The following is a 17,466-nucleotide window of genomic DNA, read 5'->3' as shown; positions in this document are numbered from 1 at the left end:
TTTCGCGCCGCTCACGGTCGGGCTGGCCGAACGGTGAGCGAAGCGACGCATACGGGGAAGAACAGAGCGGACGAACTTATCCGTTATGGATTCGGCGCCTACTCACATTCAGCCTATCGCTTTTCGCACGATCGTGTTGGCGTCTGTTCTCGCCGTCTGATCTCCGTTCGTTCCGGTCCTTGAAAACGACAGCGTCGGTTAGACTAATCATGGATGCGTCCAAAATCGATTGATTTCGTGTGGTAGCATATGTCATCACGTTTCGCGTAACTTATGGCATCGGCTTACCAATACCACTCTATGACAGATTTCGGACTGAAACTTCGGATGGTCGTCGTTGGTACCATCCTGTTCGCACTGTATATCGGTGCAGCAACGGTGCTGTCGGTGATGCTGGGTCTTCCACTGATCCCCGTGTTACTCGTCGGGATCATCGTCCTCCCAGCGATCCAGTACAAAATCGGGAAGTGGATGGCCCTTCGTGGCGCTGAAGAGATGCCCGAGGACAGACAGTATCAAGAAGTCCATCAGATGACCGAGTCGCTTTCGCGCGACATGGGCGTCAAAAAGCCCAAACTGATGGTCATGGATATGGGCGTTCCGAACGCGTTCGCCGTCGGCCGAAAAGGCGCAGGAGTGGTCTGCATCTCGAACGAACTGATGCACCTGCTCGAGCGCGACGAACTCGAGGGCGTCATTGCTCACGAGATCGCTCACATCAAAAACCGGGACGTGATCACGATGGTCGTCGGCCAGTCCATCGGGATGATCGTCGGCTACGTTGCCTACTTCGCGGTGTTGATGGGTGGCGAACGAAACATTGGAACGTTCATCATTGCAATGGTCGCGTCGACGATCGCAAACATGCTCGTGATGATCTTCGTGCTGGCCATCTCGCGCTACCGAGAGTACGTCGCCGACGAAGACGCGCGGCAGGCGATCGGTAGCGGCGACCCGCTCGCGCGAGCGCTCGAGAAGATCTCTCAGGGCGCACAGGGTAAGGAGTCGAAGATGGACGACAGCATGAGCGCGCTCTGTATCCTCAACTCGGACCGGAGCATCATGGAAAAGATCTTCGCGACCCACCCGCCGACCGAGAAGCGGATCGAGAAACTCCGATACTAACCACCGGAACGGGTGTCGCGAACCGGAACGCATTACGACCGCTACGACGCGATTTTTTTACGTGCGCCCGTCACATACGCGAGTGTGACAGATATTCACCCGAGTCAGCGCGTCGCGGTCCTCGTCGACGCTCAGAACCTCTACCACACGGCCCAGAGTATGCACAGCCGCAATATCGATTACTCAGCCCTGCTCGAGAAAGCCGTCCAGGACAGACAGCTCGTTCGCGCCATCTCGTACGTGATCCGTGCGGATTCACCCGAAGAGGAGACGTTCTTCGAGGCGCTGGTGGACATCGGTTTCGAGACGAAGATCAAAGACATCAAGCGATTCTCCGACGGGACCAAGAAGGCCGACTGGGACGTTGGGATGAGCCTCGACGCGATCACGCTGGCGAATCACATCGACACGCTCGTTCTCTGTACCGGCGACGGGGACTTCTCCCGGCTCTGTTCGCACCTCCGCCACGAAGGCGTCCGCGTCGAGGTGATGGCGTTCGAATCGTCGACCGCCGAGGAGCTCATCGACGCCGCGGATACGTTCCTCGACCTCGGCGAACGCCACGAGACGTTTCTCCTCTAACTTTCTCTCGAGTATCGAGCCCAAACACGGACGAAGAGAACGCGAACGGAAACCTGAGGAACTTCCAAGATAACCCGTGCCGTTCAGTGATGACCGCGGGCGTCGACATCGTTTCGAACGACGCCGATCATGAGTGCACCGGCGGCGACGAGCGCTGCGGCGAGCGGGACCACGTATCCGAACGCGCTCGAGTCGAGGAGAGCCGGTCCGGTAAGCGTAAGACTGCTTACGCCCAGGAGGGCGAGACCGAGGCCGATCTGTGTGACGTCCATGCGATAGTCGTCCCTTGCGAACGATGTTTTATAACCTTCACTATCTCGTTCGGTCTCTCCGGTCGAAGAGTCTCGACCGTGGGCGTCGCGAGCCGATCGGACAGATCGCCTTCGACACCCTTTCGAGCGCCGAGTCCCGACGGGGAGTAATGAGCGAACGAGCCGACGGACGAACCGGCATTTCGAACCTCCGGACGATCGCCGACTACCAGTTCGGGTCCGATGCTGGCGAGACGCTGTTTCCGGAGGACGGGTCACTAACGATCAAGCGGACCTCTTCGGGGCGTCCACAACAAGTTCTCGCCGAGACGGGTCGAATCGTCTCGTTTGGAACCGACGGTCGCTTTACGCTGGGTATCGAAGGCGGCCGACGCCTCGTTTCGGCGCTCGAGTCGCCGGCCTACCGCGTCGTCGTCGACGACGAAAGCGAGCCGTTCGTGCGCGACGGCAAGAACGTCTTCGCGAAGTTCGTCCTCGAGGCGGGCGAGGAGATCAGGCCGGGAGACGAGGTCGTGGTGGTCCACGAACGCGGCGAGGTGATCGCGGTCGGCCGTGCAGAGCTCGATGCCGGCGGAATCGCGGACTTCGAGACGGGAATGGCGGTAACAGTCCGTAATGGCGTTCCGCGAGCGGAGTAGTTCTCGTTCGTCGTGCGTTTCTCTCGTATCGTCGGTTTCTCTCGTTGCAGTGAACGTTTCGAATCGAGCGTTCCAGACCGCAGGGTAAAAGGTCGCGGGTGTCGAGAGTCCGAGTATGTTTGGAGGAGGCGGCGGCGGACTGAACCCGCGCAAGATGGAACAGATGATGGAACAGATGGGGATCGACGTCGACGATATCGACGCCGAAGAAGTCATCATTCGCACCGCAGAGCACGACCTCGTCTTTACCGACGCGGAAGTGACGAAAATGGACGCACGCGGACAGGAGACCTATCAGGTCATCGGAACGCCCGAAGAGCGCGAGACGGGCTCAGCGACCGCACTCGACAGCGCCGACGCCGATAGCGGTAGCGACTCGAGCGGCGTCGACGAAGACGACGTCGATCTCGTCGTCACGCGAACTGGCGCGAGCGAGGACGAGGCCCGCAAAGCGCTCGAGGAAAACGACGGCGATCTCGCGGCGACGGTCGCGGAACTCGAGTGACGGTCCCCGTCTTGCTGGTTCGCGACGATCGGGAGTACCTCGTCGCACCAGGCGAAGAGTTCGGAACCGACCTCGGTGTCCTCGATGTTCCCGAAGACGTTGAACCCGGAACGACTCTCGAGACGCATCTGGGAACCGAGTTCCGAGTCAGACGGCTCCGCGGCCCTGACCTGTTTCACCACTTCGAACGAACCGGTGCGCCGATGGTCCCTCGCGATATCGGACTGGTGATCGGCGAAACGGGTATCTCGACCGGCGATCGGGTACTCGATGCCGGAACCGGAACGGGCGTCCTCGCGGCGCTTATGGCTCGCGCCGGCGCGGACGTCGTGACCTACGAGCGCGATTCCGAATTCGCCGAGGTCGCACGCGAGAACATGGTCCTCGGCGGCGTTGAGGATCGTGTCGATGTCCGTGCGGGCGACGTGACCGACGACCTCGGTTCGCTGACCGAAGAGTCGTTCGACGTCCTCACGCTTGACACCGGCGACGCCCCGTCGATAGTCGCGTCGGCGGCCGACCTGCTCATCGAAGGGGGCTTCCTCGGGGTGTACAGCCCCTTCGTCGAATCGACTCGAGACGTCGTGACGGCCGCTCGAGAAGCCGGCCTTTCGAACGTGCGGACTCGGGAGACGATCCAGCGAGAGATGGATTTCGACGAGCGCGGCTCGCGACCGTCGACGGCACCCGTCGGTCACACGGGGTATTTGACGATCGCTCGAAACGAGTGACGGCTTTCCAGTAGGTAGCGGACCGTCCTTTACAGTTCAGGCATCATCCTATTTTACGGGCCGAACCACGTTTCGTTGCCCGCTAGAAACGGGCTATAGCGTGGGAAATCGTGAACCGTCGTGAGCATTGTCAGAGGCATGAGGACGGTTCGGGCACTGTCGATGTCGTGACCAGAGGTCCCCCCTCTCGATCGACATTATTTTTGAGGCGGGAGCGCCAGTACCGATCGAAACGAACGTGTAGCGTCGAGGAACAATTTCGAACGAATCGCTCGATTCGAGCGGCCGGTCGCTCGTACTCGAGGCCTAGTTGTCGTCTTCGCGCCACTTGTACTCGCACTCAGAACAGATGAAAAACCGCGTTTCGGATTCGTCGGCGGCACGGATCTGTTTCATGTACCAGTACGCTCTATCGTGGCCACACTCCGGGCAGAGGGCGTCGGTTTCGGGAAGCGATGTCTCGCCGGAGGATTCGATAACCTCACTGGCTTCCTGACCTTCAGTTACGGTGTACTCTGCCGCGTCACCTTTCGGCTTCGTGAAGTCACAGCTACCGCAGACCCACGTGCCGTCCTCGGCTTTCATCATCGAACCGCATTCGTCGCAAAACTCCATCAGTGTACGGGCTACGAAGTCCAAGTAACTTAAGCCACCCGTTTACCGGCTCGACTCGATCTGGAACGGATCGATCCGGCGCTGGGGCCGGAGAGTCGTGTGGAAGGCATTTCGATTCGAAACCATCATTGGGATGGCTTTCTGACCCTTTGAAAGATGACGACATTCTTTCGACAGATCTATTCCGCATTTGTAGTCGATCGTCAGGTTCTCGCGCTCGCATTCGCACGGATGGCGGACGGGGTTGGGAACTCGTTTTTGATCGTCGTTATTCCTCTCTACGTCGGCAGTGATATCATAACGGGCGTGACCTTCGGGCTCGCGGAGTCGGTGATAATCGGCGGCATTCTCTCCCTGTTTGGGTTCGTCAATAGCAGCTTCCAGCCGTTTACGGGGCGGCTCTCCGATCGGACGGGGAAGCGAAAAGCGTTCATCCTGGTCGGACTCTCTGGACTGGCGGTAACGAACCTCGCCTATGTCTTCGCCGAAAGCTATCTTTCGCTGGTTGCAATTCGTGGATTACAGGGACTCAGCGTCGCTTTTATCGTTCCGACATCGATCGCGCTGGTAAACGAGATTGCGACCACGGAAGACCGCGGCGGGAATATGGGCGTCTACAACACCTTTCGGCTGATCGGCTTCGGTGCCGGTCCGGTCGCGGCGGGTGCGGTCGTCAACGCCGGTCCGTATTCGATCCCCCTCCTCGGTAGCTTCTCCATCACCGGATTCGACGCCGCCTTTTACGTCGCGGCGATCACCGCAACGATTAGCTACGTGATGGTCACGATCCTCATCGCAGACCCCGAATCGACCAGGGAAAACGCGGGTGCCGACATGTCGATCGCCGTTCGGGATCCGTCTGGATCGAACTTCTTCGATCCGATCTTCACGTTAGGCGTGGCGACGCTCTTTCTGGCGACCACGATCGGACTTTTCGCGACGATCCAACCGCAGATCAACGAGCATCTCGAGCAAGGCGCGACGTGGTTCGGCCTCCAGTTTGCGGCCTTTGTCATCGCACAGGTTCTGCTCCAGACGCCGATCGGTCGGGCCTGTGATCGGTACGGTCGGCGGCCGTTCATCGTGCTTGGGATGGCTTTTCTCGTCCCGACGACGTTCGTTCAGGGGTTCATCGATACCTCCGAAATGATGCTGCTCGCCCGACTTCTGCAGGGAGTCGCGGGTGCGATGGTGTTCGCGCCGTCGCTCGCACTCGCCGGCGACCTCGCCGGAAAGGGAGAGTCCGGAACCAAACTGTCGGTTCTCACGATGGCGTTCGGCTTCGGAATCGCGATCGGGCCCCTCGCATCCGGTCTCCTGATCGGATACGGGTTCGCGGTGCCGTTCGTCTTCGGTGCAGTGATCGCGGCTGTCGGCGCGGCGCTGGTCTTCACTCAGGTCGAGGAAACGCTCGAGACGGCGACGACGCTCCCCGGTATCGGAAGCTGAGTGGGGGTCCACTGACAGGACGGCTCTTCTCCGCGATCTCCGTCGGAACCGAAATTCGGATCGACAGGGCGCAACGCAAAAGTACCGGATCCACATACGATTCGACGATGACGCTCTCGGAGGAGGCTCGAGAACGGTTGGCCGACGTGGTGGAACTACAGCCGACGAAAAACTCGGAACTACAGGACCGATGGGGGGTCGAAAGCGGCAGCGAGGTCCATCAGATCCTCGAGAACGATCTGGGCGACTACTACTTTCGCGACGACAACAGTTTGATCCGCGCGACCGCGGAAGCCGCGGAGTTGGTCGATGTCGAACCCGGCGTCGTCAGCGATCCCGACAGCGACGGCGCTCCGTCGGCGATTCGCGTTCCGGAGTTACACGCACAGATAGTCGAGGTACTCGCCGGACCTGACGAGGAATCCGAAAGCGTGGTTTCGGTCCTCCACAAGCTTCGAGACGCCTACGACGCGGATCCGGAGAGCGAGGACGTTCGATCCGGCCTCCAGAGTCTCCGTCGGAAAGACGTCGTCGAGGTCGAGTATCGAACGGTTCCGACGTTTCGTCTCTCCGTCGACCGCGACGACCTCGAGGTTTCTGTCTCGGATTGAACTGAACGAACGATGCGATCGGGGAGGAAAGAACGGGTGATTGCAACGGCGAATCCGACCGATTGCTACAGCCCAGGTCGGTATCGTCGCCGTCGTTTTTCCAGCAGTTTCTGCAGTCGCTTGCCGGGTCCCCCTTCGATTGGCCACCCGCGGGTTCGCCAGGTGGGCGGCTCGGGCTCGTAAGACGGACACGATCCGGAACATTCAGCCGCAGTCGGAAGGCGATCCTTCGCCCGACAGTACGGGAGGAACTGGTCGTGTGAGCGCAGTTCGTACGCCTTGCAATCGGGCCGCATCGTCTCGGCGAACGAGCGCCAACCGCGCTCGTAAGCTCGTTCGGCGATCTCGAGCCGTCTGTCGGCTTTCTCCTGTGAATCGACGTACTCGAATCGAGCGGCTGAAGCGTCCCGGGCGCTCCCGCTCGGCCGCTCGACGATTCGCGTTCCGGGAGCCGCCACCGGGAGGGTTCGGGGATGCCACGCCACGTCCGCATCGAGTCCCTCGAGTTCGAGCGAGAGGATACCGGCTTCGACCGGGAGCCTCTCGAAGAGTGCGGGTTCGACGCGGTCGCCCGTGGCCTCGGTTGCCACCCAGACTTCGTCCGCCAGCGCCATCGCAACGTCGTACTCGAGTTGCGGCCCCAGCGTTCGGGCGGCGCTGGCGTCGAGGTCGGGTTTGTTCTCGATGGCGACGATTCGTTCGAGCCAGTCCGGGTAGGGCCACTTCCGGCGGATTTCGATTCGGTTTCCGTTCCGACGAGTCTCGATTACGCTCCGATCGTCGGCTTCGTGAATCGATTCGCGAACGTACCGCCAGGGGTAGCCGGGATGGGGGAGCGCGTCACGGTAGTAGGTCCACTCCTCGGGTGCGTTTCGAATGATGTGTAGCAGGTCGCCGTCGAGGCGTTCCGGACCGAAGCGGGCTCGCTGTCTGAGTCCTTCGGGGTCGCACTCGAGCACGATCGTATCCCACCGTCGGCGCTTCGTGCCGAGCTGACGGGCGACGACGACTGAGCAGTCCGCCTCCTCGAGTGGCCACTCTCGCTCGACCCACCGACAGCAGGCGAGTTCGAACCCGAATTCGGAGTTGCCGTGGAGACTCACTGGCCGGCAGTAGGGGTGGGGTATCGAAATGTGCTGTGGTCTCGACGAGCGTAGTTACTAGCTTTCGAACGCCCAGGAACTCACCAGTCGCTATGGCTCCTCTCGAGTACCTCACACGAAAGCGAGTATCGCTCAGATCTCGTCTTCTGTCTCGAGTACGTCGAGGTAGTCGTGGGCCTGTTCGAAGATTTCTCGAGGGCCGTCCTGCGTGACGGTGTTGACCGCTTGCTCGTAATCGCGCCACTGAAGGTCGCGATGCTCGCTCGAGAGTTCGGCACTCGCTTCGAAGGATTTCGCGATAAAGAGGTGGACGGTCTTGTGAATCGTCGTCCCGTTCGCCTCGAAGACGTAGCTGTAGTCCTCACGAAAGCCATCAAGTAATCTAAACTGCTCTATACCTGCCTCTTCCTTTACCTCGCGGATAGCCGTCTGCTGAAGTTCTTCGCCTCCTTCGACACCGCCCTTGGGAAACTCCCAATCGCCTGGGCGGCTCTTGAGTAGAAGATACTCGCGCCGGCCCCGCGTATCGCGGAAGAGGATCGCGCCTGCGCTCGTAGCTTCGACTGCCATTACAGAGAATAATGGATGCGGCGTTAAGTGAATATCGGACTGTCTCCTGACGCTAGATCATGACACGGCTCCGTCTGACACGGCTCCGTCTGACACGGCTCCGTCTACCGACCGCCAGCGAATCTCAGCAACCTTTTACGCCATCGCCGAAGACGTGTCTACAACACCAGCTATGACCTTCGTAACACGCCTCATCCTCCAGAGTGGCGATCGAGCCGCCCTCGACGGTCTCGTCGAGGATATCAAAGAAACCGCCGAACGAAAGGGAGCGGCGCTGAAAGGGCCACACTCCCATCCGCCGGAACGGCTCTCGGTCCCGCAGCACTGTCGGCTCCACAACGACGACGAACGGCGATTTTCCTCGTGGGAGTACACCGTATTCACGCGCGAACTCGAGATTCACGGACACGATAACCTCGCCCGGAATATCGCGTCCCAGAACTTTCCGGAGTCGATACACATCGAAGCCGAAGTCGAACAGATTCACGACATGGGTAAGTGAGACGATCACCACTTGCAACGTAGGTCATACTTGAGAAGCCGCTGTTTGGCACTGTGATTCGTCAGTTTGGCACCCCCCTTGGTGAATCGGCCCCGAGAAACACGATTCGTTCTCCTGCTGTCGTTTCGCCAGTCGTAGACGAACCGAGTCCTCAAAGCGGCCCAGCGGTCAGCTATACGTCGGTGATGCGGTGCTCGAAGAGCCGCTCCCCGGTGTCCTCGCAGGTAACGGCGAACACTTTGTGTGAACTACAGCAGGACTCGACGACCTCTTCGCCCATCTGAATGTCGCCGTTGGTCGTCGGACAGGTCTCGAGAAACATTCGAAGACTGTTCAGAACCTGTCCCTTCTGGGCGGGGTCGAACGTCTCCCAATCGCCGATCCAGGATTCGAACACGCGACTCGCGGCGATGTCTGCGACGAGTGCCGGACGCGAGGGCCACTGGCCGGTTCGACTCGAGTTCGCTCGGAGGGTATGGACGTCGTCACGTGTAACGAGTTCAAACTCCTCGGGATCTTCGTCGAATCCGAACGCCTTGACGGCCGCCGGTGCGGCGATATCCGAGGAATTGATCGGTTCGATCGCTTCGAACCACGCGGTTTCGAACGCTTCGGTCAGACAGAGGTCCTCCGAGTCCTCGCACGGCTCGAGAATATTCTGCTCCAAAAAGTACGTCTCGAGATCCATCCCTGCTTCGGGCCCCTCGTCACTGTTGTCCGCTTGAGCCGATTCCGAGCCGGGAGCGGATTCGGACTGGTCCCCGTCTGCGTCTTCAGTCGAGTCGGCTGGGGACTCCCCCTCCGTCGCGTTCGAGGTCGATGACGCTTTGGGACTGGTAGCTCCGTCATCGTCCGCCCGCACGGGTACCGTCCGCTCGCTATCGCTCTCCGCCTCGAGCGATCCGAGTCCGGATGCGACCACCGGCTCCGGATCTTTTCCAAACCAACGGAGAATCTCTGGAGGGAGATATCGCTTCGTTAGCGTCGGAGTTCCCGGAATGAGATACCCTCGCAGATATATTACTCCGATCGAACAGCCGATAGCGATCAGGCCGCCGAGTTTCGATTTGCGTGCGATGAGAGAACTCAGTATAGCGGCAATAATCAGGTTCAGAATCGTGCACGGCTCGCATCGATTTTCGCCGGTGTGTTCCGGCTGATGGAGCGCTTCAACGACATCAATCTTCATTTCATCCGTATCATCGAACTCATATATTGTTTAATTTTGGGGTCCGGACTCGACGCTTCAATTCGCCCGATTGCCGATTCGAATGGTGGATATAACGTACGTCAAGCCGTTTTCGCTGGCGTGATTTCGTCCGAGCGGTTTCTTCGCTGGCTCCCGTTTTTCGTTCTGTCTTTTCGCCGCTTGCTGGCACTCTGTCCGGCACAGTTTTGGGGACTCCTGAGAAGGTATAGCTATGACCAGCGGATCTCACGTTTCGCTTCGTCGCGATCTCCATCGAAAACCCGAACCGGCGTGGCGCGAGTTCTACACCACCGCACGGATCGTCGAGGAACTCGAGGAACTCGACCTCGACGAACTCCACGTCGGTCCCGACGCCCTCGCCAACGACCACCGGATGGGACTTCCGGACGACGACGAACTGTCGGCGTGGTACGAGCAAGCATCGGCGTACGACATCGACGAATCCGTTCTCGAGTCCCTCGAGGGCGGTTTCACGGGTGCAGTTGCCGTCCTCGAGCAGGGTGCAGGACCAACCGTCGGGCTCCGCGTGGATATCGACGGCTTGCCCCGAAAGGAATCCGAGGACGCGGACCACGTCCCCGTCACGGAGGGCTTTCGTTCCGAACACGAGAGCGCAATGCACGCCTGCGGCCACGACGCCCACGCGACTATCGGAATCGGCGTCCTCGAGGCGATTCAAGACAGCGACTTTTCGGGGACACTCAAGGTCTTTTTCCAGCCCGCAGAGGAGGTCGTCGGCGGCGGCAAGTCGATGGCGAAAAGCGAACACATCGCGGATGTCGACCACCTGCTCGCGGTTCACATCGGTCTCGATCACCCAACCGGCGAGGTCGTCGCGGGCGTCGAGGGATTCCTCGCGGTCGTCCACCTCGAGGCGACCTTCACCGGCGAGTCAGCACACGCTGGCGGCCATCCCGAACAGGGTCGAAACGCCAACCAGGCGCTCGCGACGGCGGTCCAGAACTTATACGGAATTCCGCGCCACGCCGAGGGTGCGACGCGGATCAACGCGGGCGTCATCGAGGGCGGCTCCGCGGCGAACGTCATCCCGGAGGAAGCGAGACTCGTCGCGGAAGTTCGGGGCGAAACGACCGAACTAATGCGGTACATGGATGAGAAGGCTCGGAACGTCCTCAGGTCCGCAGCGGAGATGCACGACTGCGAATTCGAGGTCGAAACCGGTGCCGAGGCACCGAGCGCACACAGCGACGACGAACTCGTCTCCATCGTCGCAGAGGCCGCAGGAAGCGTCGATGGCGTCGACTCGGTCCTCGAGCGCGACGAACTCGGCGGGAGCGAAGACGCGACCTTCTTGATGCGCGAGGTCCAGCAAAACGGCGGACTGGCCTGCTACGTCGGCGTCGGCACCGACCATCCGGGCGGCCATCACACGGCCACCTTCGACGTTGACGAGGAGAGCATCGGCCACGGAATCGACGTGCTGTCGGGAGCGATTGAACGGATCGCTCGAGACCGTCCCTAATGAGGGCCAGGCGAGACAACCGTTAGGAGATCGTTATTAACCCGTGTCTCTTCTTCGAGAATTCCATCGAACCGAGCAAAAGAGCGTATCGAGAGCGAGTCGACGATCGGGCTAGTCGCGGCGTCAGTACTTCGGATCCGCACCCGTCGTCTCGTAGACCTGTTCCATCAACTCGTCGCGTTCGGCCTGCCAAGCGTCGAAATCGGCCGGACTCGAGGGATAGTCTTCGTAATGGGCCAGCAACTCGTCGGCTCGCTGTTTGGTCTGGTAGAGGTTCCAAATGGTTCCCCAGTGGCCGCGGCTCTTGATCAGCGACTCGAGTTTGAGCTTGAGTCCGATATCCGCGCTTCCCGAGTAGAGCGCTTCGGCGAGCTTGTCGCCGGGCATCGCGGCGAGCAGTCCCATCAGATCGTCGATGTCGACCGCCGTCGAGAGGATGTTATAAACGTCGAGGGCCGCGTATCGTGCGCCGAAGTGGTCCATAACGCGCTCGTTGTATCGCCAGAAGGTTTCCTCGCTGTAGTCGCCAGTCTCGAGGGCCTCGATGGCCTGGTCGGCGGCGTAGCTTCCGGCGTAAGCTGCGCCGGCGATTCCGCCGCCGGTGGTCGGGTTGACGTGGCCCGCGGCGTCGCCAACGGACATGAATCCGGGGTGGACGGCCGAATCGTAGGGTCGGCGCGTCGGGAGCGCGGCACCGAGTTTGTCCTCGACTTCGGCACCCTCGAACTCCTCGCGGTTCTCGAGGTCGTGTTTGAGGTCGTCGACGAGTTCCATCGGTTCCTCGGTCATCTGAAAGCCCAGTCCGGCGTTGATCTCGGTGTCGGTTCGCGGGAAGTACCAGAGATAGCCCGCCGCGCGTTCGGTCGGTTTGAAGACCAGCGCGTCGTCCCATTCGACCGGTTCTTCGACGTGGACGATCTCCCGGTAGGCCGAACAGAACTGCGAGTAGTTGACGTTGGTATCGAACGTGGATCCCGAGAAGTCGACGTGATCCTGCAGCACGGAAAGCGAACCTGCGCCGTCGATAACGATGTCAGCCTCGTAGGTCCGGGGCTGGCCCTTGCACATCGCCTTTACGCCGGTCACTCGCCCGTCGTCGCCGTTCTGTAAAACGTCCTGAACGACGGTGTCGTAGTGGAAATCCGCGCCCGCGTCTTCGGCTCCTTCGATGAGTCGTCGTCCGTACTCCCAGCGGTCGATGACGGCCAGTTCGCCCGGAACCGGGATCTCGAGGACGGTGTCTTCCTGTGGAATCTCGAAGCGGCCATGGTCGACGCCGGTGTTGGTAAACGCCGGCTCGAGTTGGGACTTGGGGATGGCGTCGGGGAACGCGTCGGCTCCCTTCAACGCGTCGCCACACGCAATGTGGCCCGCCTCTTCTTCGGTTTTCCGCTCGAGGACGACAACTTCGTAGCCCTCCTGTGCGACCGTCGCGGCCGCGTAGCAACCTGCGGTTCCCGCACCGACGACGACCACGTCGGGGGAGCGCGTCTCGGGCGTCGTAGTGGCAGCCGACTGTTCCTGCGTACTCATACCTATGAGTGGTCACCCGGGTAAGAAAACGTTTTTCGTGTTATTCGTTGATTCGAGAGGGTCAGAACGCGAATCGAGAAGCGGCGATGGGACCGCCGATGGTTTCGAGGGATAGAACGACATATCCGAAACTAGATACAAGAAGTTAGGTTGTTGTGTCCGAATTGTTATAATAATGTCTGGATCACTGTGTCGCCGGTTCGGTCCCGGGCGACTTCCCTACGCTGACCGGCACGATATCGGCGGCGGCATCGCGATGGCCGCGACCGGATTGCTCGCCGTCGTGCTCTGGTTTGGTGCGTCGATAGTTCTCTTACACACCGGGGCGCTCGCGGCCGTCTCCGGCCAGGACCTCGTCAGCTTCGGCGTCCTCGCGGGGGCGTTCTTCGTCCCGCTCGCGATTCCGGCTTCGCTCGTCGTCGGGACTATCCTCTGGCGACAGATCGATCCCGAAACCTCCGACCCGTTGCTCGGCGCGGTACTCGGCACGTGCACGTCGATGGTGAGCATGGTTGCCGGCGGGTTGAGCGTCGGGCTGGTAATCGCGCTTTACAACCTTCTCGGCGGGGCGATAACGGCCGTCGAGTCGATCGTCCTCGCGTTCGCGTTCGCGCTTCCGGCGTTCCAGTTCGCGCTCGTGTTCGCCGGCTGGTTGATCGTCCCCCTCGGCGCGTTCGGCGGCTGGTACCACGAGCGTTCGAAGGGCTCCACCGAGTAGCCCTTGAAAACACTCATCGCTGTCACGGTGCTCGAGACTCCTGTCTCGGGTAGAATCAGTACTCGAGAACGAGTTTTGTCGGTACCGACACGACAGATCCGTAATAAAGAGTTTTAATGTGGTCTTTCGTATCGAGCGATATGACAGAGTACACCGTCGAGTTCGTCGGCACTGACGAGACGATCACCTGCTCGGACAAGGAGACGATTCTCAGCCGCTGTCTCGAGGAGGGTATCGCCCAGGAGTACTCCTGCCGCGTCGGCATGTGTCTGGCCTGTTCTGCGGAAATCATCGAAGGGGAGGTTACCCAGCCCGCGGCCCGTGGACTCACGGAGACCGAGGCCGAGGCCTACGCACTCACCTGCATGGCGCGTCCGGAATCCGACCTCAAACTCGAGCGCGGGAAGTACCCGCCGAGCATCGAAGCCGAAATCGATTCGGAGGGGGGAAACGAGACGGCGACCGCTGACGACTAACCGTTCGGCTCCCCGCCCGATTTTCGTCTCCGCTGCGGTACTGCCGTCACGTCGCTTTTCTCCGTCGCCCCGTCTTTGGTACAGAGAGTCCTGTTTCGCCGCGCTCGCGATCTATAGCTGAAAACAGCGCGAGTATCCCGCCCCACCGCGGGCGGGGGTAAAGCGCGTACGATCTCCCACATTAACGGCGTTCGGACACGTTTAACACCAATTATACCGTACCTCGAAGTGATGGCAAAACTGGTCGAGACACTCCGCTTCCGCCTCCACATCGAGAGTGGAAACTCGTCCGCGGTCCTCTTGGACCGGACCCAAACTCCCCTCCCAACTCGGGAGCGCTCCGAAAGGCGTTACCCCTTTGCCCGCTAACGACGGCCAATGACCATCGTCGGGCTCGACGATACGGACTCTCGAGAGCGGGGGATGTGTACTACGTACGTCGCTTCCGAGATCGCGGAGCAACTCCGCGACGAGGGCGACATCGCTCGACTCCTGTTGGTTCGGCTCAATCCCGCCGTCGAGCACAAAACCCGCGGAAACGCCGCGCTCGCGATTCACGCCGACTGCGCTTTTGATCGCGCGTTCGAGATCGCGCACAACTCACTCGAGTCGCTGGCGGAAACGGCCGACGAGCGCACGAATCCGGGGCTCGTCGTCGCCGACCACGGACCGGAGTCGATCCCCGAATCGGTCGGCGCGTTCGCGGTCGATGCGATTCGCGATCACCTCGAGATTTCCGAGGCCGCGAATCTAATCGACGAGCGCGGGTATCGATCCTGGGGCGCGGGTAACGGCCGCGGACGCATCGGCGCGCTGGCGGCGATCGGAAGCTGGCGATCGCTCAGTGAGTGGACGGCGGAGTACATCAGCTATCGCGAGCCCGAGCGGTGGGGAACGACGCGTGAAGTCGATCACGAGAGCGTCTTCGCCGCCGCCGAGTGGGGGTATCCGGACGTCTGGGACACCGTCGACTGCGGCGAAGACGAGACGGTCTGTGTCCCCCACACGCCCGGTCCGATTCTCCACGGAATCCGGGGCGACGATTCCGAAACGGTCCGGCGGGTCGCAGATCGGATCGACGCCGAGCCCATCGACTCGAGCCGGCTATTCCTCACGAACCAAGGAACCGACGCACACCTTCGCGATGGAACGATCGCGACAGCCCGCGACGGCTGGGCCTATCGACTCGACGGCCGGGTCGCAACTGCCCCCGAAACGAGACGCGGCGGGCACGTCTTCGTCACGCTCGAGGATGCAGCGGAGAACAGTCTCGAGTGCGCCGCGTTCGAGCCGACTAAGCGGTTCCGCGACCGGGTGCGCTCGCTTCGGGTCGGCGATCGGATCACCGTCTGCGGCGAGGTCTCGCGTGGGACCCTCAAACTCGAGAAGCTCGGGGTTCGGGAACTCGTCGAAACCGAACGCGTGACGCCGACGTGTCCCGACTGCGGCCGGACGATGAAAAGCGCCGGGCGCGATCAGGGCTATCGCTGTCGGGATTGTGGGACCGACACGGACGAAAAACCGCTCATCCCGCTCGAGCGCGATCTCGAGGATGGCTGGTACGAAGTGCCGCCGTGTGCGCGTCGACACATCGCGAAACCCCTGATTCGGGGCGGGTTCGACGCACCGACACATCCGGAACGGTAGCACGACGGTTCGTCTCGCGAGAGGGTGGGTTCCTGTTGGCTCTACGAGACCGTCTCGAGGTCGTCCCATCCCCGTTCGTCTACCCCCCGGAGGAGTCTCGAGACGACGGCCAAAAGCGGCAACTCGAGTAAGGGACCGATCACCAGCGCCAGCGCGATGAGCGGTTCGTTTGGAAAGGCAACGACCGCGATCGCGAGCGCGGTCGGGGAGTTCCGAGAGAGGATCGTACAGTTGAAACAGGCGAGTTCGCCGTAGGAAAAGTCGAGGACCCGACCGATCGCGAGACCGAGAAGGAAGTTGATACCATAAAAGGCGAGGACGGGAACGGCAAGCACCGCCAGGACGTCGGGTCGCTCGAGGAGCACGTCGCCCTGGGAGGCGAACATCGCCGCGATCGCGAGCGAAAGAAAGACGACCTGCGTCGGGCCGAGGATCGGAGTGAATCGGTTCTCGAGCCAGGTTTCGCCCTTTTGCGTAACGACGATTCGGCGAACGACCACCGCGAGGACCAGTGGGACGAACAATACGAGAAGGACACTCTCGAGAAGAAATCCAAGCTGGAGGTCGACGAGCGTGCCGGCGAAGACAGACAGATAGACCGGAAGCAAGACGAGCTGGAGAACGAGGTTGTAGGGAAGCAACGAAGTCGCGAGGGGAACGTTGCCGTTCGCGAGATCGGTGAAGATCAGGTACCAGTCGGTACAGGGGGTCACGAGCAACATGAGTAAACCGACCCAGAGCGCGGGGTGATCGACCAGGAAGGCCGCTCCGAGCGCGACCGCGAGCAGTGGATTCCACAGAAAGTTCACACCGAGACTCGCACCGAGCACGCGACGATTCCCGAAGGCTCGTCGGAGCTTCGAAAGAGGAATCCCGGCGAACGCGGCAAAGAGCATGACGATGAGAAAGGGAAGGAGAAGCGACTCCGCTATCGTCGGAACGCCGGCTATCTGGCCGGCGCCGAGCCCGACTACGATTCCGCCCAGCACCAACCCGGTCTGGAACCGCTCGACGACGTTCACGGGAACTGCTAATGGATTCAGTTCGTGAAGGTGCTTCGATCGTGCTCCCTCGAGAGGCCGATTTCTGTCGACGATGGCGGCCGGCTCGGCGACCGCTCTCGCAGGGTGTGACGAGCTACTCGGGAGCACGGACCAGTTGCGTGTCAGCACCTGGAGCGATCTCTCCGCCGATCAGTTCGAGGCAGCCCGGAACATCGTACTCCCCCCACTGGGAGTCCCCCGCCGAGCACGACGGGCACTCTCTCTCTCCGACGAACTCTCGAGCATTCAACAGGGTTTGTCGCCACTCGAGGGCGAATCACAATCAGGCGATGTTCACACCGCGTCGCACCAGGAACTCGCTCGCTTCTTTGATCTCTACCGGACTGCCGATGATCCGACAGTACTCGTCGTTCTCGTCGAAGACGGTGACGGTAAACTCGTCGGCTAACTGCGTCTCGTACTCTCGGAGCACCTCACGATGAACGACGATTTGGGTGCTATCACGCAGTTGCGACGGGTTTGACATTATCGTAGCTTGACAGTGCTTACGACCCATTTTATGTGTGTCGGAATTCGGCTAGTATTGGTAATGAAATAAGCACTTTCACTGACGATAAAACAAATCCACACAATGTTGGTAGTTTCTAGTCGCTAGCCTATTGTGAGGTGTGAGCTACTGGTGGGATATCTCA

The 17,466-nt window shown here is 60.8% G+C and carries 20 protein-coding genes; 12 read left to right on the top strand and 8 right to left on the bottom strand.

The window, feature by feature from the left end; translation table 11 throughout:
• Positions 1-300: 300 nt before the first annotated feature.
• Positions 301-1,125, top strand: coding sequence for a M48 family metalloprotease (locus tag QNM96_RS02175; RefSeq protein WP_283834366.1), 825 nt, complete (start codon positions 301-303; stop codon positions 1,123-1,125).
• A gap of 84 nt (positions 1,126-1,209) precedes the next feature.
• The gene (locus QNM96_RS02170) at positions 1,210-1,707 is read left to right on the top strand and encodes an NYN domain-containing protein (RefSeq protein WP_283834365.1); all 498 of its coding nucleotides are present in this window, start codon (positions 1,210-1,212) and stop codon (positions 1,705-1,707) included.
• Positions 1,708-1,790: 83 nt separating this feature from the next.
• Here QNM96_RS02170 and QNM96_RS02165 read toward each other — a convergent pair whose 3' ends face one another.
• Positions 1,791-1,979 (bottom strand): hypothetical protein, encoded by a 189-nt coding sequence (locus tag QNM96_RS02165; RefSeq protein ID WP_283834364.1) that lies wholly within the window; start codon positions 1,977-1,979, stop codon positions 1,791-1,793.
• A gap of 149 nt (positions 1,980-2,128) precedes the next feature.
• On the opposite strand from QNM96_RS02165, the gene QNM96_RS02160 reads away from it, so the two are divergent.
• The 3 genes from QNM96_RS02160 (at position 2,129) to QNM96_RS02150 (ending at position 3,853) form a co-directional block, all read left to right on the top strand.
• Positions 2,129-2,617: a PUA domain-containing protein gene (locus QNM96_RS02160; RefSeq protein WP_283834363.1), complete on the top strand. Its 489-nt coding sequence runs from the start codon at positions 2,129-2,131 to the stop codon at positions 2,615-2,617.
• A gap of 115 nt (positions 2,618-2,732) precedes the next feature.
• The gene (locus tag QNM96_RS02155) at positions 2,733-3,122 is read left to right on the top strand and encodes a nascent polypeptide-associated complex protein (protein ID WP_283834362.1); all 390 of its coding nucleotides are present in this window, start codon (positions 2,733-2,735) and stop codon (positions 3,120-3,122) included.
• Positions 3,119-3,853: a methyltransferase domain-containing protein gene (locus QNM96_RS02150; RefSeq protein ID WP_283834361.1), complete on the top strand. Its 735-nt coding sequence runs from the start codon at positions 3,119-3,121 to the stop codon at positions 3,851-3,853. The genes QNM96_RS02155 and QNM96_RS02150 overlap by 4 nt, the downstream gene beginning before the upstream one ends.
• 306 nt (positions 3,854-4,159) lie before the next feature.
• Here the strand turns inward: QNM96_RS02150 and QNM96_RS02145 are convergent, their stop codons facing one another.
• Positions 4,160-4,468 (bottom strand): transcription factor S, encoded by a 309-nt coding sequence (locus tag QNM96_RS02145; RefSeq protein WP_283834360.1) that lies wholly within the window; start codon positions 4,466-4,468, stop codon positions 4,160-4,162.
• 156 nt (positions 4,469-4,624) lie between these two features.
• On the opposite strand from QNM96_RS02145, the gene QNM96_RS02140 reads away from it, so the two are divergent.
• Positions 4,625-5,917, top strand: a complete 1,293-nt coding sequence (locus QNM96_RS02140) for an MFS transporter (protein ID WP_283834359.1) — start codon at positions 4,625-4,627, stop codon at positions 5,915-5,917.
• A gap of 107 nt (positions 5,918-6,024) precedes the next feature.
• Positions 6,025-6,528, top strand: a complete 504-nt coding sequence (locus QNM96_RS02135; protein ID WP_283834358.1) for a DUF5797 family protein — start codon at positions 6,025-6,027, stop codon at positions 6,526-6,528.
• A gap of 65 nt (positions 6,529-6,593) precedes the next feature.
• Here the strand turns inward: QNM96_RS02135 and QNM96_RS02130 are convergent, their stop codons facing one another.
• Entirely contained in the window at positions 6,594-7,631 is a 1,038-nt protein-coding gene (locus QNM96_RS02130; RefSeq protein ID WP_283834357.1) for a DUF5787 family protein, read from the bottom strand.
• 132 nt (positions 7,632-7,763) lie between these two features.
• Positions 7,764-8,201, bottom strand: a complete 438-nt coding sequence (locus QNM96_RS02125; RefSeq protein ID WP_283834356.1) for a bis(5'-nucleosyl)-tetraphosphatase — start codon at positions 8,199-8,201, stop codon at positions 7,764-7,766.
• Positions 8,202-8,373: 172 nt separating this feature from the next.
• Here QNM96_RS02125 and QNM96_RS02120 point away from each other — a divergent pair, with 172 nt between their 5' ends.
• Positions 8,374-8,703, top strand: a complete 330-nt coding sequence (locus QNM96_RS02120; RefSeq protein ID WP_283834355.1) for an uS10/mL48 family ribosomal protein — start codon at positions 8,374-8,376, stop codon at positions 8,701-8,703.
• Positions 8,704-8,875: 172 nt separating this feature from the next.
• Here the strand turns inward: QNM96_RS02120 and QNM96_RS02115 are convergent, their stop codons facing one another.
• The gene (locus QNM96_RS02115) at positions 8,876-9,892 is read right to left on the bottom strand and encodes a hypothetical protein (RefSeq protein ID WP_283834354.1); all 1,017 of its coding nucleotides are present in this window, start codon (positions 9,890-9,892) and stop codon (positions 8,876-8,878) included.
• A 232-nt stretch (positions 9,893-10,124) separates the two neighbouring features.
• Here QNM96_RS02115 and QNM96_RS02110 point away from each other — a divergent pair, with 232 nt between their 5' ends.
• Positions 10,125-11,396 (top strand): amidohydrolase, encoded by a 1,272-nt coding sequence (locus QNM96_RS02110; protein WP_283834353.1) that lies wholly within the window; start codon positions 10,125-10,127, stop codon positions 11,394-11,396.
• A gap of 123 nt (positions 11,397-11,519) precedes the next feature.
• Here the strand turns inward: QNM96_RS02110 and QNM96_RS02105 are convergent, their stop codons facing one another.
• Positions 11,520-12,929, bottom strand: a complete 1,410-nt coding sequence (locus QNM96_RS02105) for a geranylgeranyl reductase family protein (RefSeq protein ID WP_283834352.1) — start codon at positions 12,927-12,929, stop codon at positions 11,520-11,522.
• A gap of 175 nt (positions 12,930-13,104) precedes the next feature.
• On the opposite strand from QNM96_RS02105, the gene QNM96_RS02100 reads away from it, so the two are divergent.
• From QNM96_RS02100 to QNM96_RS02090, 3 genes are all read left to right on the top strand, one after another.
• The gene (locus QNM96_RS02100) at positions 13,105-13,647 is read left to right on the top strand and encodes a hypothetical protein (RefSeq protein ID WP_283834351.1); all 543 of its coding nucleotides are present in this window, start codon (positions 13,105-13,107) and stop codon (positions 13,645-13,647) included.
• A gap of 140 nt (positions 13,648-13,787) precedes the next feature.
• Complete coding sequence (locus QNM96_RS02095) at positions 13,788-14,123, top strand: 2Fe-2S iron-sulfur cluster-binding protein (RefSeq protein ID WP_283834350.1); 336 nt, start codon at positions 13,788-13,790, stop codon at positions 14,121-14,123.
• Positions 14,124-14,501: 378 nt separating this feature from the next.
• Positions 14,502-15,770, top strand: coding sequence for a tRNA(Ile)(2)-agmatinylcytidine synthase (locus QNM96_RS02090; protein ID WP_283834349.1), 1,269 nt, complete (start codon positions 14,502-14,504; stop codon positions 15,768-15,770).
• 41 nt (positions 15,771-15,811) lie between these two features.
• On the opposite strand, the gene QNM96_RS02085 is transcribed toward QNM96_RS02090, so the two are convergent.
• Together QNM96_RS02085 and QNM96_RS02080 are read right to left on the bottom strand one after the other, a co-directional pair.
• A complete protein-coding gene (locus tag QNM96_RS02085) occupies positions 15,812-16,792 on the bottom strand; it encodes an arsenic resistance protein (protein WP_283834976.1) in 981 nt (326 codons plus the stop codon).
• A 304-nt stretch (positions 16,793-17,096) separates the two neighbouring features.
• Complete coding sequence (locus QNM96_RS02080) at positions 17,097-17,300, bottom strand: hypothetical protein (protein WP_283834348.1); 204 nt, start codon at positions 17,298-17,300, stop codon at positions 17,097-17,099.
• Between the last annotated feature and the right edge of the window lie 166 nt (positions 17,301-17,466).

It is taken from the genome of Halostagnicola sp. A-GB9-2, assembly GCF_030068615.1.
GTDB lineage: Archaea > Halobacteriota > Halobacteria > Halobacteriales > Natrialbaceae > Halostagnicola.
Note: the sequence above shows the minus strand (reverse complement) of the source record. Positions and strands in the feature narration are given on the sequence as shown.

Bases quoted from the DNA above. Each gene is read 5' to 3' on its own strand.
- QNM96_RS02145 (WP_283834360.1), bottom strand. From the start codon at position 4,468: ATGGAGTTTTGCGACGAATGCGGTTCGATGATGAAAGCCGAGGACGGC.
- QNM96_RS02125 (WP_283834356.1), bottom strand. From the start codon at position 8,201: ATGGCAGTCGAAGCTACGAGCGCAGGCGCGATCCTCTTCCGCGATACG.
- QNM96_RS02115 (WP_283834354.1), bottom strand. From the start codon at position 9,892: ATGAAGATTGATGTCGTTGAAGCGCTCCATCAGCCGGAACACACCGGC.
- QNM96_RS02140 (WP_283834359.1), top strand. From the start codon at position 4,625: ATGACGACATTCTTTCGACAGATCTATTCCGCATTTGTAGTCGATCGT.
- QNM96_RS02090 (WP_283834349.1), top strand. From the start codon at position 14,502: ATGACCATCGTCGGGCTCGACGATACGGACTCTCGAGAGCGGGGGATG.
- QNM96_RS02100 (WP_283834351.1), top strand. From the start codon at position 13,105: ATGTCTGGATCACTGTGTCGCCGGTTCGGTCCCGGGCGACTTCCCTAC.
- QNM96_RS02135 (WP_283834358.1), top strand. From the start codon at position 6,025: ATGACGCTCTCGGAGGAGGCTCGAGAACGGTTGGCCGACGTGGTGGAA.
- QNM96_RS02165 (WP_283834364.1), bottom strand. From the start codon at position 1,979: ATGGACGTCACACAGATCGGCCTCGGTCTCGCCCTCCTGGGCGTAAGC.
- QNM96_RS02110 (WP_283834353.1), top strand. From the start codon at position 10,125: ATGACCAGCGGATCTCACGTTTCGCTTCGTCGCGATCTCCATCGAAAA.
- QNM96_RS02155 (WP_283834362.1), top strand. From the start codon at position 2,733: ATGTTTGGAGGAGGCGGCGGCGGACTGAACCCGCGCAAGATGGAACAG.
- QNM96_RS02160 (WP_283834363.1), top strand. From the start codon at position 2,129: ATGAGCGAACGAGCCGACGGACGAACCGGCATTTCGAACCTCCGGACG.
- QNM96_RS02095 (WP_283834350.1), top strand. From the start codon at position 13,788: ATGACAGAGTACACCGTCGAGTTCGTCGGCACTGACGAGACGATCACC.
- QNM96_RS02080 (WP_283834348.1), bottom strand. From the start codon at position 17,300: ATGTCAAACCCGTCGCAACTGCGTGATAGCACCCAAATCGTCGTTCAT.
- QNM96_RS02120 (WP_283834355.1), top strand. From the start codon at position 8,374: ATGACCTTCGTAACACGCCTCATCCTCCAGAGTGGCGATCGAGCCGCC.
- QNM96_RS02105 (WP_283834352.1), bottom strand. From the start codon at position 12,929: ATGAGTACGCAGGAACAGTCGGCTGCCACTACGACGCCCGAGACGCGC.
- QNM96_RS02175 (WP_283834366.1), top strand. From the start codon at position 301: ATGACAGATTTCGGACTGAAACTTCGGATGGTCGTCGTTGGTACCATC.